At 57.2% G+C, this 13931-nt stretch carries 13 protein-coding genes and 1 riboswitch; of the genes, 6 read left to right on the top strand and 7 right to left on the bottom strand.

The window, feature by feature from the left end; translation table 11 throughout:
* Positions 1–5: 5 nt before the first annotated feature.
* Positions 6–398, bottom strand: coding sequence for a glycine cleavage system protein GcvH (gene gcvH, locus AC13DJ_RS15695; RefSeq protein WP_153741312.1), 393 nt, complete (start codon positions 396–398; stop codon positions 6–8).
* A 47-nt stretch (positions 399–445) separates the two neighbouring features.
* Positions 446–1336 (bottom strand): LysR family transcriptional regulator, encoded by an 891-nt coding sequence (locus AC13DJ_RS15690; RefSeq protein WP_474540653.1) that lies wholly within the window; start codon positions 1334–1336, stop codon positions 446–448.
* A 111-nt stretch (positions 1337–1447) separates the two neighbouring features.
* On the opposite strand from AC13DJ_RS15690, the gene metE reads away from it, so the two are divergent.
* Entirely contained in the window at positions 1448–3718 is a 2271-nt protein-coding gene (gene metE / locus AC13DJ_RS15685; RefSeq protein ID WP_474544113.1) for a 5-methyltetrahydropteroyltriglutamate--homocysteine S-methyltransferase, read from the top strand.
* A gap of 83 nt (positions 3719–3801) precedes the next feature.
* Here metE and cpdA read toward each other — a convergent pair whose 3' ends face one another.
* The 3 genes from cpdA to AC13DJ_RS15670 form a co-directional block, all read right to left on the bottom strand.
* Complete coding sequence (gene cpdA / locus AC13DJ_RS15680) at positions 3802–4608, bottom strand: 3',5'-cyclic-AMP phosphodiesterase (protein ID WP_482933167.1); 807 nt, start codon at positions 4606–4608, stop codon at positions 3802–3804.
* A gap of 165 nt (positions 4609–4773) precedes the next feature.
* A complete protein-coding gene (locus AC13DJ_RS15675) occupies positions 4774–5259 on the bottom strand; it encodes a DUF1249 domain-containing protein (RefSeq protein WP_286815767.1) in 486 nt (161 codons plus the stop codon).
* Positions 5256–5876, bottom strand: coding sequence for an NUDIX domain-containing protein (locus AC13DJ_RS15670; RefSeq protein ID WP_482933166.1), 621 nt, complete (start codon positions 5874–5876; stop codon positions 5256–5258). The genes AC13DJ_RS15675 and AC13DJ_RS15670 overlap by 4 nt, the downstream gene beginning before the upstream one ends.
* Positions 5877–5930: 54 nt before the next feature.
* On the opposite strand from AC13DJ_RS15670, the gene AC13DJ_RS15665 reads away from it, so the two are divergent.
* Together AC13DJ_RS15665 and AC13DJ_RS15660 are read left to right on the top strand one after the other, a co-directional pair.
* The gene (locus AC13DJ_RS15665) at positions 5931–6446 is read left to right on the top strand and encodes a toxin-antitoxin system TumE family protein (protein WP_482933165.1); all 516 of its coding nucleotides are present in this window, start codon (positions 5931–5933) and stop codon (positions 6444–6446) included.
* On the top strand, positions 6443–6844 hold the full coding sequence (locus AC13DJ_RS15660; protein WP_288372739.1) for an HVO_A0114 family putative DNA-binding protein: 402 nt from the start codon (positions 6443–6445) through the stop codon (positions 6842–6844). Before AC13DJ_RS15665 ends, AC13DJ_RS15660 begins: the two co-directional genes overlap by 4 nt.
* A 172-nt stretch (positions 6845–7016) precedes the next feature.
* Here AC13DJ_RS15660 and thiC read toward each other — a convergent pair whose 3' ends face one another.
* The gene (thiC, locus tag AC13DJ_RS15655; RefSeq protein WP_473802380.1) at positions 7017–8894 is read right to left on the bottom strand and encodes a phosphomethylpyrimidine synthase ThiC; all 1878 of its coding nucleotides are present in this window, start codon (positions 8892–8894) and stop codon (positions 7017–7019) included.
* Between the two features lie 80 nt (positions 8895–8974).
* Positions 8975–9088: riboswitch (TPP riboswitch) on the bottom strand.
* A gap of 137 nt (positions 9089–9225) precedes the next feature.
* On the opposite strand from thiC, the gene AC13DJ_RS15650 reads away from it, so the two are divergent.
* Complete coding sequence (locus AC13DJ_RS15650; RefSeq protein ID WP_482933164.1) at positions 9226–10629, top strand: TolC family outer membrane protein; 1404 nt, start codon at positions 9226–9228, stop codon at positions 10627–10629.
* 56 nt (positions 10630–10685) lie between these two features.
* On the opposite strand, the gene waaA is transcribed toward AC13DJ_RS15650, so the two are convergent.
* Positions 10686–11939: a lipid IV(A) 3-deoxy-D-manno-octulosonic acid transferase gene (waaA, locus tag AC13DJ_RS15645; protein WP_031211220.1), complete on the bottom strand. Its 1254-nt coding sequence runs from the start codon at positions 11937–11939 to the stop codon at positions 10686–10688.
* Between the two features lie 17 nt (positions 11940–11956).
* On the opposite strand from waaA, the gene lpxL reads away from it, so the two are divergent.
* Together lpxL and AC13DJ_RS15635 are read left to right on the top strand one after the other, a co-directional pair.
* Positions 11957–13009: an LpxL/LpxP family Kdo(2)-lipid IV(A) lauroyl/palmitoleoyl acyltransferase gene (gene lpxL / locus AC13DJ_RS15640; RefSeq protein WP_482933163.1), complete on the top strand. Its 1053-nt coding sequence runs from the start codon at positions 11957–11959 to the stop codon at positions 13007–13009.
* A gap of 16 nt (positions 13010–13025) precedes the next feature.
* The gene (locus tag AC13DJ_RS15635; RefSeq protein ID WP_288370555.1) at positions 13026–13931 is read left to right on the top strand and encodes a lysophospholipid acyltransferase family protein; all 906 of its coding nucleotides are present in this window, start codon (positions 13026–13028) and stop codon (positions 13929–13931) included.

Raw genomic sequence — 13931 nt, 5'->3', positions numbered from 1 at the left:
AATGATTATTCCTCAGCGGCCACGTGTTCTGCGTACGCCGCAGCATCCATCAGGCCGTCAAGCTCGCCTTCATCGGCCAGCTTCACCTTGAACATCCAGCCATCGCCATACGGGTCTTCATTGACGATTTCCGGCTCGTCTTCAAGCTTTTCATTGATCTCGATAACCTCACCGGTCACCGGGCTGAATACGTCAGACGCTGACTTAACGGATTCCGCCACACCGGCTTCCTCACCACCGTTAACAGTCACGCCGACCTCGGGCACGCCGATATAGACCACATCGCCCAGTTGCTCCTGGGCAAAGTCGGTGATGCCCACGGTAGCCGTGCCGTCAGCCTCTACCCGCACCCATTGGTGAGTCTCGATGTATTTCAGATCTGCAGGAATGTCGCTCATGATTTGTGTGTCCTGTTGAAATTTTCCGCGCAGTTTAACCGAAGAGATTAGTTCCAGCGAATGCTCCGGGCCAGCTTCACGAACGCGCTCAGGTAATCCACGGCTTCGTCGCGCTCCCGGAAGCCCAGAAAGATCTGTTTGGGCATGCCCTGCTGGCCCAGTTTCAGGGCTTTTATAGGCAGGTTGCGGGCATATTCATCTACCAGCCACCGGGGCAGTGCACTCACGCCTCGCCCTGCGGCCACCATCTGCAACATGATGTCAGTGGTTTCAATGGTTTTATGCCGAGCCGGACCAGTATGGGCGGGCAGGAAGAACCGGGTAAAAATGTCCAGGCGCTCGACCGCAACCGGATAGGTAATGAGGGTTTCCTGCTCGAGCTGATGGGGTTCTACCCAGTGCTCGCCCGCCAGCGGATGGGTTTCGGGGACGACCAGCACCTGCTCATAATCGAATACCGGCTCGAAACACACGCCGGGCTTGTGCAGCGGGTCCGGGGTCACCAGCAGGTCGATGTCATGGCCGAACAACGCGCCCATGCCACCGAACTGGAACTCCTGTTTTACATCCACATCGACATCCGGCCATTGCTGCAAGTAGGGGCCGACGACCTTCAACAGCCATTGGTAACAGGGATGGCATTCCATACCCACCCGCAAGCTGCCTCGCTGGCCTTTGGCAATCTGGCGGATCTGCATTTCTGCATGCTCAAACTGTGGCAGCAACCGATTCGCCAGCCCCAGCAGCTGATTGCCGGCCTGGGTAAACCGCAACTGGCGGCCTTCCCGAAGCCAGACAGGCGTACCCAGCTGCTGCTCCAGCTTTCGCATGGCATGGGACAACGCCGACTGGGTAAGGTGCAGCTGTTCGGCCGCAGCCGTCAGGGAACCCTGCCGTTCAACAGCGCGCAGAATCTCCAGGTGATTTCGTTCGATCATGACCATCCGTGAATTTTGTTCATTGAATGTTGAAATAATACCATTTTTATTCATGCAATCACCCACCTAACCTTAGCTCCTGATTCAACACACAGATTCAAGGATTTGATCATGGCAACCACACACAACCTGGGCTTCCCCCGCATTGGCGGACAGCGGGAGCTGAAATTTGCACTGGAAGATTACTGGGCCGGCCGGCAAACCGAGCAGAAGCTGGCAATCACCGCCACTGACCTGCGTCGGCACCACTGGCAGCAACAGGCCGGGCTGGATTTCGTACCTGTGGGAGATTTTTCCCTGTACGACCAGGTGTTAGACATGTCCGTTACCCTGGGCAACCTGCCGGCACGAGTCGCAGACAAGCAAGGTTCGGAGCTGGACGCCTATTTCCGCGCCGCCCGGGGCCGGGGCGCCAACGACAGCCCCTGTTGCGCCACCGCAGCGGGCGAGATGACCAAGTGGTTCGACACCAACTATCACTACATTGTGCCGGAGTTTACCGCCGACACCCGTTTTGAACTGAACCCTGAGCGACTGCTCGCCCAACTGGCCGAAGCGCAAAAACAGGGCGTTAAGGCCAAACCCATCATCATCGGGCCAGTGACCTACCTCTGGCTGGGTAAAACCTCCGATGGCAGCAACCGGCTGGACTTGCTGGAACGCCTGCTGCCTGCGTATTCGCAACTGCTGGAAGCCCTGGCCGATGCCGGCGCCGACTGGGTACAGATTGATGAACCGGCCCTGGTGACCGACCTGGACGCCAACTGGCGCTATGCCTTCAATCTGGCCTATCACCAGCTCAAGGCCAATCGCCCGAAACTGCTGCTGGCCACCTACTTCGGAGAACTCCGGGACAACCTGCAACTGGCCTGCGAACTGCCGGTGGCCGGGCTGCACATTGATGCCGTGAGCGCACCGGCAGAAGTCAGCCGGGTGGCGGACTGGCTGCCGAGCCACAAGATTCTCTCGCTGGGCGTGGTCAATGGCCGCAACATCTGGAAATCCGACCTGAACAATATTCTGGACTGGCTCGAACCACTGAACGAAAAGCTGGGCGAGCGCCTGTGGCTGGCGCCCTCCTGTTCACTGCTGCACGTGCCGGTCGACCTGGCCCGTGAGCAGGAGCTGGATACCGAAATCCGTAGCTGGCTGGCCTTTGCAGTGCAGAAACTCGATGAGCTGCAAACGCTTGCAAAAGCACTTAACGAAGGTCGCACCGCCGTGCGCAGCGAACTGGCTGAAAACCGTATCGCCATCGAAAGCCGTCGCAGATCCAGCCGGGTAACCAACCCTACCGTTCAAAAAGCCGTTGCTGCGGTAACGCCAGAGCTGGGCAATCGCCAAAGCCCCTACCCCCAGCGAATCGCCAAACAACGGCAAATTCTTAGCCTGCCGGCATTCCCGACCACCACCATTGGCTCCTTCCCGCAAACCCCGGAAATCCGCCAGGCCCGCCTGCAGTTCCGCAAAGGCGAGCTGAGCGGCACCCAATACACCGAGCAAATGCAGGCAGAAATCGCCCGTTGCATCGAAGCGCAGGAAAAACTGGGGCTGGATGTGTTGGTGCACGGCGAACCCGAGCGCAACGACATGGTGGAATACTTCGGTGAACAGCTCGACGGCTACGCCTTTACGCGCTTCGGCTGGGTACAGTCCTATGGCTCCCGCTGCGTGAAACCGCCCATTCTGTTTGGCGATATTCGCCGGCCCAGGGCAATGACTGTGGACTGGATCCGCTACGCCCAGTCTCTCACCGACAAACCGGTGAAGGGTATGCTGACCGGCCCGGTGACCATTCTGAACTGGTCCTTCGTGCGGGACGATCAGCCAAGAAAAGACTCCTGCCTGCAACTGGCCCTGGCCATTCGCGAGGAAGTGCAGGATCTGGAGAAAGCCGGCGTGAATATCATCCAGATCGACGAAGCCGCCCTGCGCGAAGGCCTGCCGTTGCGGCAGTCAGACTGGGCAAACTACCTGGACTGGGCCATCAACAGCTTCCGCATCGCTGCCAATGGCGTGGAAGACGGCACCCAGATCCACACCCATATGTGCTATTCGGAGTTCAACGACATCATCGAAGCCATCGCCCGCATGGATGCCGATGTGATCACCATTGAAACCTCGCGGTCAGATATGGAACTGCTGGATGCCTTCCGGAACTTTGAATACCCGAACGATATCGGGCCGGGCGTGTATGACATCCACTCGCCCAACATTCCGGACAAGGACCACATCATCAACCTGATGACCCTGGCGGCAGAGCGCATCCCGGCAGAGCGGCTGTGGATTAACCCGGATTGCGGATTGAAAACCCGCAAGTGGGAGGAAGTAACGCCGGCGCTGGAGACAATGGTGGCGGCTGCGCAAGCACTGCGGGCCTGACACTCGCGCACAGTTTTGTCCCTATATGTTACAAACCGGCGTGCAGGTCAGCCATTGGGAATATATAGGGACATCTTGATCGGCTAGTAGCCGGCGCTACCTTCATCCAGGTTGAACCGGAACTGCTCTGCGCGGCAGACTTTTGTGGTGATGTTGCCGGAAGGATCGAGCTCAAACCAACGGTAGCCCGGGGCTAACGGTTCTACCGCAAAATCAGTGGAACCTCGCGTAAACTGAATACAGGTCGACGGAGAGGCCATTAGCTGCACGCCATTGCGCTGCTGCTGAAGCTCCTGATGAATGTGCCCCCAGAGCACGCCTCTGACGTTCGTGTGCCGGTCGATCACCTGCCAGAAAGCCTCACGGTTTTTGAGGCCTATCTGGTTCATCCAGTCCGAGCCGATATCGACGGGGTGATGGTGCAGGCAAACCATGGCGGGCAAGCCCGAGTGTTCCGACAGGGTTTGATCCAGGAACGCCAATTCGTCCGCCGAAAGTTCTCCATGCACTTTCCCGTGTACGGAGGAGTCCAGCATAACGAAGTGCCAGCCCCCAAGCACAAACTGCCGGCGCCGGGCGTCGAATTCATCCGCAACGGCGTACATGGTGGCTGAGTCATCGTGGTTACCGGCAATCCATGCAGACGGGCACTGGAAAGCCTCCAGTTTCTGCCCGAAATAATGATAGGAAGCCACGGAAGCATCCTGGCTGATATCGCCGGTGGCCAGAATCAGGTCAGGCTGGCCATGGCTGCGCAGAGCCTCTTCAATGACGGCCGACAGGCTTTCGCGGGTGTTCACCCCCAGCAGGGCACCATCTTCCCGTGCCATCAGGTGCGGGTCTGTCAGCTGTAAGACTTTTAGCGGGCGGGCAGATTTGGGGTCAGACATTCAGGACCTGCTGTGTTCGGAGCAAATGGTTGAAATTACAACGAGTGTACGATGGCCGGGTTCCTTTTGATTAATGTGAAATCGTAGATTGTTCACATTCTGGCCCGCAGACACAAAATTTTTGCAGTTTTTGACAACTTCACCACAGGCAGAGTGAGATGCTGTCTAGTCGATCCCCTCACCCGCCGACCAGACGGCATTCTCCATAGGCAGGTGCCCAAAGCGCAAACAGTAGTCCAGCCAGTCGGCCAGGAAACCATTCACCTGAACCTTTTCATCGGGGTGATGCATAAAACGGTTCGGGTAATCGTTCACCGGCGCGATCTGGCGCTGCCGGTAGCAACTGATGACTTCCGCCATCATTGCATCGTGGTAGACCCGCACGGTCATCTGTGGATTATTCAGCCAGCGGCCGCTGTTGTGGACCTGCTCCAGCAACAGGGTTTCGGTAAACTTTGCCGTTTGCAGCACTTCAATCCGCACTCGCCCCAGGTACTGGTTCTCCCGGTGCAATTCAAACTCGCACACCGGCTTGCCATCGGATTCCAGCTGCCGCAGTTTGCGGAGCCGCTGATAGTTGCCATCACACAACGCACCCAGCTGGCGTAAATCCGGCACATAGGACTTGGGACGCTTCACCCACTCAGTCATGCCAACCACTCCCGGCGCAGCCTGTCGCGGTTCAGCTGTAGCCACTGGATAGCAATGATCGCAGCGGCATTGTTAATGCGGCCATCGGCCATCATGGCGAAGCACTCGTCGGCGCTGACCACGTGGCTGAGAATGTCTTCGTGTTCATGCTCCACACCGAAAATACCACCGGCTTCGGCAGTGCTGACCTGGCCACAGTACAGGTGGATCATCTCGGTGGTGCCGCCGGGGGAAACCAGGTAATCACAGATCTTGTCCAGCCGGCTGAAACTTAACCCGGCCTCTTCCTGCCCTTCCCTCTGCGCCACGTCTTCCGGGCTTTCGCCCTCTTCGTTCATTCCGGCTACGAGCTCCAGCAACCAGGGGGATTGGTTGCGGCCCAGGGCGCCGAGACGGAACTGCTCCAACAGCACGACTTCATCCGTTTGCGGGTCGTAGGGGAGCACGCAGGTGGCATCGCCGCGGATGAAGAGTTCGCGGGTGAACGTGGGCATGTCGCGGCCGTCAAAGCGCGGGTGGGTCAGCCAGAGCTTGTCCATGCGGAAGAAGCCCTGGAAAACGGTTTCGCGTTTTTCGATTTTGACGTCGCTGGCGTTGAACTGGAACGGTTTCGGCATTCGGGTTTCCGGTTTGGTGTTCGGCTTGGAACGATAGCCTTTGGGGTTGCTTGGGTGCAAGTGTCTTACGGCTGGTGTAATGGTTTGGTTCTGGCCCCAGCCTTCCTCGGGTTGGCGCATGGCAGAACGCCATCTCTATATCAGCGATTTCTCAAGATCAAAAACTCATGTTATGATCTGAGCATAACTTTAGAGGTAGGCAATCCATTGGACGGATTAGAACAGCTTCTGGCCATGCATGGCAGCCAGGTGCACAGGGATGATGGTTACTGGTGGAAGATTGAAGCGTGGTGCGTGCCGCCAACGCGAGAGAGGCCCCATGGTATCCGGTATAACCTCACGCTCCATGACAAGCACAACCGGCGTCTATTTGGCATGGACAATGCCCATGCGGTAAAGCCGGCGAGAACGGGGCTGAACAGCGGCAAGGTGCATGAGTTCGATCATGTTCACCAAACCATGTCAGACACAGGTACACCTTACGAGTTTAAGGATTGTTTTGCGTTGCTGAGCGATTTCTTTTCTGGCGTGGATAAAACAATCTCAGACATCAACGGAGGCCGTCGATGAAAGCATGCATTGGCATAATGCCCGAGGAGTTGATTCGAAAAAGATTACTGGCGATGGCTCAGGGGCTGTACACACCGGGGGCTGACGAACCCCTGGTTTGGTATACCTCACTAAATGCGGTGTCTCAGGTTTTGTGCCCGGAAAACATCAGGCTTTTGCGCTTAATCGATTCGGAAAAACCTCAAACAATGACGGAGCTCGCCCGCCTGACTGGTCGTGCAAAAAGCAACTTGTCCCACACGTTGAAATCCCTGAGCGACAAGGGGTTTGTCAGGCTTGAGAGGCAGAGCGGAAACACTCTTAAACCAGTGGCCTTATTTACAGATTTCGAGATCATTTCCAGCTCGGAAATTGAGAACAAGATTCGCAAAGTGGCAAAAGACAGAGACGTAGCCTAGATATTACTGCAAAAACCGCAAAGAGCCGGGGTGGTGGGCCGGTTCAGAAATTTGCGGAGCCATGGATGGCGGAGCAGAAGCGCCCACGGATGGCTTGAGCGTTTTCTGAACCGGCCCACCACCCCGGCTCTAAGCACCCAACCAAAAGGCTAGGTGCTCACAAACTCCAACCTCAAACCTTGTCGTAAAGCTTGGAGCCAGACTCCACGAACTCCCGCGATTTAGCCTCCATGCCGGCGTCAATTGCCGAGACTTCGTCAATGCCCTGCTCTGCTGCGTAATCCCGCACTTCCTGCGAGATTTTCATGGAACAGAACTTCGGCCCGCACATGGAGCAGAAGTGGGCCACTTTGGCGGATTCCTTGGGCAGGGTTTCGTCGTGGTAGGCGCGGGCGGTGTCCGGGTCCAGGCCGAGGTTGAACTGGTCTTCCCAGCGGAACTCGAAGCGGGCCTTGGACAGCGCGTTGTCGCGAATCTGGGCGCCTGGGTGGCCTTTGGCGAGATCGGCAGCGTGGGCGGCGATTTTGTAGGTGATGATGCCGGTTTTCACGTCGTCTTTATTGGGCAGGCCCAGATGCTCTTTCGGGGTGACGTAGCAAAGCATGGCGCAGCCATACCAGCCGATCATCGCCGCGCCGATGCCGGAGGTGATGTGGTCATAGCCCGGGGCGATGTCGGTGGTCAGCGGGCCGAGGGTGTAGAACGGGGCTTCATCGCAGCATTCCAGTTGCTTGTCCATGTTCTCCTTGATCAGGTGCATGGGCACGTGGCCGGGGCCTTCGATCATGCACTGGACGTCGTGTTTCCAGGCGATCTTGGTGAGCTCTCCCAAAGTTTCCAGTTCGCCAAATTGTGCCGCGTCGTTGGCATCGGCAATGGAACCCGGGCGCAGGCCGTCACCGAGGCTGAAGGAGACATCGTAGGCCTTCATGATTTCGCAGATGTCTTCAAAGTGCTCGTACAGGAAGCTTTCTTTGTGGTGCGCCAGGCACCACTTGGCCATGATGGAGCCACCCCGGGAAACGATGCCGGTGGTGCGTTTGGCGGTGAGGGGCACGTGGTGTAAACGAACACCCGCGTGGATGGTGAAGTAATCCACGCCTTGCTCGGCTTGTTCGATCAGGGTGTCCCGGAAGATTTCCCAGGTCAGGTCTTCCGCAACGCCGCCCACCTTTTCCAGCGCCTGATAGATAGGCACGGTGCCGATGGGAACCGGGGAGTTGCGGATGATCCACTCGCGGGTTTCGTGGATGTTCTTGCCGGTGGACAGGTCCATCACCGTGTCGGAACCCCAGCGGATACCCCAGGTCAGTTTTTCTACTTCGTCTTCGATGGACGAGGTCACCGCCGAGTTGCCGATGTTGCCGTTGATTTTCACCAGGAAGTTGCGACCGATGATCATCGGCTCGGTTTCCGGATGGTTGATGTTGGCGGGAATAATCGCACGGCCCCGGGCCACTTCATCCCGAACAAACTCGGGGGTGATCTCCGGCGGCAGGTTGGCACCGAAGGACTGGCCGGGGTGCTGGTCCGCCAGCAAGCCGTTGGCCCGGGCCTCCTGCAGCTTCATATTTTCCCGAATGGCAACGTATTCCATCTCCGGCGTAATGATGCCCTGGCGAGCATAGTGCATCTGGGATACGTTTCTGCCGGGCTTGGCGCGCAGTGGCTTGCGCTCGTCCATAAACCGCAGGGGGTCAAGCTGAGGGTCTTTCATGCGGCGGCGGGTGAATTCGGAGGTGTAGCCGTCCAGTTGCTGTACATCGCCCCGCTCGGCAATCCAGGCGGCGCGAACCGGCGGCAGGCCCTTGCGGAGATCAATGGTGGCTTCCGGGTCTGTGTAGGGCCCAGAGGTATCGTATACCACCACGGGCGGGTTCTTTTCGCCACCCATTTCAGTGGGGGTGTCGCCCACAGTAATTTCCCGCATAGGCACGCGCAGATCGGCTCGGCTACCCTGCACGTATATTTTTCGTGAGCTTGGTAATGGTTTGATTGCTGCGGAGTCTACTTTTGCGGAGTCGCTGAGGTATGCTGGTAAGTCCGTCATGATCTGCTCCCGGATGGTCTTGTGGTATCGGGTCGCGTATGACGGAGTTGCGACAAATAGCCCTACAGGCATGGTGTCGCGGTTCATCTGGCCTTAATCCCTACGTCGGTATTATCCGGATCAGGTCGCGGGTTCTGCGTTGCAATCTCAGCCGATCGCCAGTTTATGGCGAATCAGCACCCCGTCAAGACGCGATTCTGAATTCGTTTGTCCACAAAATACGTGGACTTAGCAAGTCTAGAGACGGGAACGATTATTGTCCATAATGGCCAACCAATACCTTTGAGTCATTGCCGGGCAGATTCCCGGAGTCAGTATTTCAGGAGAACCAATGAAAAAACGTTTACTTCCAGGATTGATCACCCTGCTCGCAGCCCAGCCTGCGCTTGCTCTGGATCTGATGGAAACCTACGAGAAAGCCCTGTCTTATGACTCCGGCATTGCCTCTGCCATGGCACAGTTCCAGGCCCAGCAGGCAACCAGCGATGTCAGCAAGAGCGCCCTGCTGCCCAAAATCTCGGCGGTTGGGTCAGCAAGCTACACACGTTTCAAGCCCAGGAATATACCCGGGGGGGCAAACGCCGATGAGCTGGTGCGGCAACTCTTCGCGGGAGACAGTTATCGAACCTACCGCTACGGCGTCGAGCTGACCCAGCCACTGTTCCGGGCTCAAGACTGGTTCAGCTACGAAGCCAGCCAGTTCCAGGCCGAGGCGGCCGAGGCCCAGTACAACCTGGCCCAGCAACAACTGATTCTGGATGTGGCAACCGCCTACTTCGATGTCCTGCGCGCCAAGGACACCGTCACAACCGCAAAAGCGACTGAAACGGCCATCCAGCGCCAGTACGAACAGGCCCGGGAACGGTTTGACGTGGGGCTCATTGCCGTCACCGAAGTCTATGAAGCGCGTGCCAGCTACGACGATGCCAGGAGCCAGCGCATCGCCGCCGACAACGACCTGAATGTGGCCAGGGAACAACTGGCCCGGTTAACCGGAGAATATCCGGACGCCATGGAAAATCTCAGGCAGAATTTTCCGCTCGGGCGCCCGGAGCCCATGGATCCGACTTCGTGGGAAGCAACCGCGGTGGAGCAAAACTGGTCTATTCAGGCGGCCCTGAGGCAACTCAATGCCAGCGAAGCCAGCCTGAAAGCGGCAAAGTCCGGTCATTTGCCAACCCTTGAGCTGAGCGCCTCCTACCAGGAAACCAGTCTGGAGAACGCCCTTTTTACCCAGCAGGAGCGCAGCCAGTCCGTTGCCTCACTGTCACTGACCATCCCGCTCTACACGGGCGGCGGCACCCAGGCCGGCGTGCGCCAACAGCGCTCACTGGTCACCGTGGCCGAGCAGGACCTGAACACCACGCGCCGGGATGTGCAGGTGAACACCCGCAGCCTGTTCCTGACCGTGAACAACAACGTGGAGACAGCCTCTGCCCTTGAGCAGACCATCATCTCCCGCCGCAGTGCACTGGATGCAACCCGCGCCGGCTACGATGTAGGTACCCGGAACATTGTGGAAGTGCTGGATGCAGAACGTGCGTACTACGTGGCGCTGCGGGATTACGCCAACGCCCGCTATGACTACGTGATCAACACCCTGCAACTGAAGCAGGCGGCAGGCACCCTGAGCCCGCAGGATCTGATTGACCTGAACAACTGGCTCAGTGAAGGCGCTCAGGGCATAGAGGCACTGGCCAACGATGAGGAAGTGCTGGACGACCCGATGCAATAACGCTGGCCTTGAGCATTACACCAGCCAGGCGGGCCTCCTGATTCAGGGGCCCGTTTTTACAGGCGCTCGACAATACCCTCAACGACCCTGTCCAGTGCCCCGCGATTTTTATTCACCACCGCCAGTGCCCGCTCCCCCAGAGCCTGCCGTTCTTCCCGGGTCGCCATTAAACGGACCACGGCCTGGCCCAACTCGTCCCCGCTTTGGACCATCACCACACCCTCGCCGGCACGAAGGCGCTCATACACCGTCTCAAAGTTGAACACATGCGGGCCGGAAAGTACCGGAATACCCCAGGCCGCCGGCTCCAGCGGGTTGTGCCCGCCCCTTTCAATCAATGAACCGCCGACAAACGCCATGTCACCCGCGCCGTAGAGCATCATCAGCTCGCCCATGGTGTCGCCCAGGTATACCTGAGCATGGGCAGGATCTTGCTGCAGTGAGCGGCGGGCCACGTTGAAACCGGCTTTTTCCGCCAGCTCCGCCACCGAACCAAACCGGTCCGGGTGGCGGGGCACAATCACCAGCAAAGCCTGCGGGTGTTGCCCGAGCACCGCCCGATGGGCCTCCAGCAGCTGTTCATCTTCGCCGGCATGCGTACTGCCAGCGACCCACACGGGCCGCGCTCCCAGGATTTGTCGACACTGGCGGGCTGACTCACGAATGCCTTCGGTGATATCCACGTCAAATTTCACGCTACCCGTCACTTCCACACTGGCCGGTGCGACACCAATGCGCCGAAAACGCTCAGCATCTTTCTCCGCCTGGGCGGCGATCCAGGTAATTTTCTGCATGACCGGTCGGACCAGTCCCCGCACCCGCTCGTAGCCCCGGGCCGAACGCTCCGAGAGACGGGCGTTGATGAGGAAAACGGGAACCTGTTTGCGGTAGCACTGGGTGATCAGGTTCGGCCAGATTTCGGTTTCCATCACTACCAGGATGCGAGGCTTTATTTGTTTCAGAAAGCGCCCTACGGAGCCTGGCGTGTCGTATGGGGCGTAGGCGTAGGCAATTTTGTCGCCAAACATCTTCCGGGCCTGGGCCAGTCCTGTTTCAGTTGTCGCAGTCATTAGAATGGAGGCATCGGGATTTTCCGCAACCAGCCGCCCGACCATAGGACCTGCTGCAATCGTCTCACCAACGGATACCGCATGTACCCATATAACTGTACCCGACATCTCTGGAACATAGCCTAAACGATGCCACCATTTCTCTCGACGCGCGGGCGCCTTCCGACCACGCCACCATAACCGGCACAAAATCAATGGCAACGCCAACCTGATTAGCTGCGAATAAATGAAGAGCAACACGCGGGACTCCCGGCGAAATGATGCGTTATCATAGTGAAATCATTGTATCGCGGGGCATCTTGCCTTCGGACAAACTTTTTGTCGATTCAGGAACAGCAATTTTGAATAAGAAGTACCGCCAAAAATCCCGGAATACTGACTACTCAGCCTACCTCCATCCCCGCTGGTGGCCAACCTGGGTGGGCATTGCTCTCATGTGGTTTACCGCACAGCTTCCCCTGCGTATTCAGTGGAAGTTGGGGAAAGCTGCCGGACTGATCACATGGAAGTTGGCGAAGAGCCGCCGGCACATCACCGAAACAAATATCCAGCTGTGTTTTCCGGAATACAATGACAAACAACGGGCGGCCTTGGTCCGCAACTCATTTATCGCCAATGGCATTGGCCTGATGGAAATTGGAATTGGGTGGTTCAGAAACACTGAAAAGCTGAAAAAAATCACCTCTATTCATGGCCTCGAACATTTCGAGAAAGCCAAACAGGAAGGTCACGGCATTTTGCTGATTGGCGGCCACTACAGCACATTGGAAATGGGTGGTTCCCTGGCAACCCTGTATATCGATTCTGATGTCATGCAGCGCGACCACAACAACCCGCTGATGAACGCCGTAATGACCCGTTCCCGCGCCAAACGCTATGGCAAAGTCCTCCCGGCCAAAGATCTTCGCGGACTGTTGCGCAGCCTGAAAGACAACCATGCAGTATGGTACGCCACCGACCAGGACTATGGCCGAAAAGACATCGTCTTCGCACCCTTTTTCGGCGTACCCGCAGGCACAATCACAGCAACCTCCCGCATTGCTGAACGCAGTAAGTGCGTAGTGATGCCGTTCAGCCATTTCCGTCGAGAAGACAAGCCCGGATATGACATCTATTTCCACCCCCCTTTAGAGCATTTCCCAAGCGGGGACGATCTCGAAGATGCCACGCGCATCAACGCGGTTATTGAAAATGAAATTCGAAAAGCACCGGATCAGTATCTCTGGATGCACCGCCGGTTCAAGACCCGACCGAACCCAGAGGACCCCGGATTCTATAACAAGAAGCGCAGGAAACGTTCCAGACGTTGATAGACAAGGCTTCAAAATGAATAAGCTCAAGTACTATGTGATTACCAGCCCTATGAAAGTTGCCGGAGCTTTCTCTTTAAGACTGGCGCAACTCATTGGGTCTTGGGGAGGCGACTTGGCGTGGAAACTGGACACCGAGGCACGAAAGGTCACCGAAACGAATGTAAGATTGTGTTTCCCGGAACTCTCGCAACAGGAACAGAACACCCTGGCCAGAAGCTCACTCAGACATACAGGGATGACAGCGATCGAAATCCCCATGATGTGGGAGTGGCCCGTAGAGAAATGCCTGAAGCAAATTCGAGAAACCCGGGGAATAGAGTTGGTTGATCAGGCTCTGGCAACAGGTAAAGGGCTGGTACTCCTGGCCCCGCACTTGGGTAATTGGGAGCTCGCCGGGCTCTTTTTTTCATCCCGATATAACATGGCGGCACTTTACAGTCCGCCCAAGATGCCAGAATTCGAAGACTATATGATCAAAGTCAGAGGCCGACTCGGCAGCGAACTGGTTCGTGGTGATCGAAAAGGATTGTCCAGACTCATTGGCATACTGAAAGAAGGCGGCATTGCCGGCATTCTGCCGGATCAGTCCCCTAGGGGGAAAAACAATGCCTATGCGCCATTCTTTGGCATTGAAGTACGCACCATGAATCTGGCAAGCAAGCTTCTCCAGAAAACCGGTGCGGCGGTCCTTGTGTGCTACGCGGAGCGCTTGCCCAATCATCAGGGTTTTCGGCTTGTAGTCACTGAACCCGAACCCGGAATGGCTGACGAAGATCCGGTAATGGCGGCAACTGCACTGAACCAGTCGGTGGAGAACGTAGTACGCCGCATTCCCGAACAATACCAGTGGGAATACAAGCGTTTTCGTCATCAGCCTGAGGGTCGCCCCAATCCCTACAAAGAGAGCGGGAAAAACTGA

Source organism: Marinobacter sp. L-46 (assembly GCF_056859535.1).
This window is presented reverse-complemented; position numbering and strand designations above follow the sequence as displayed.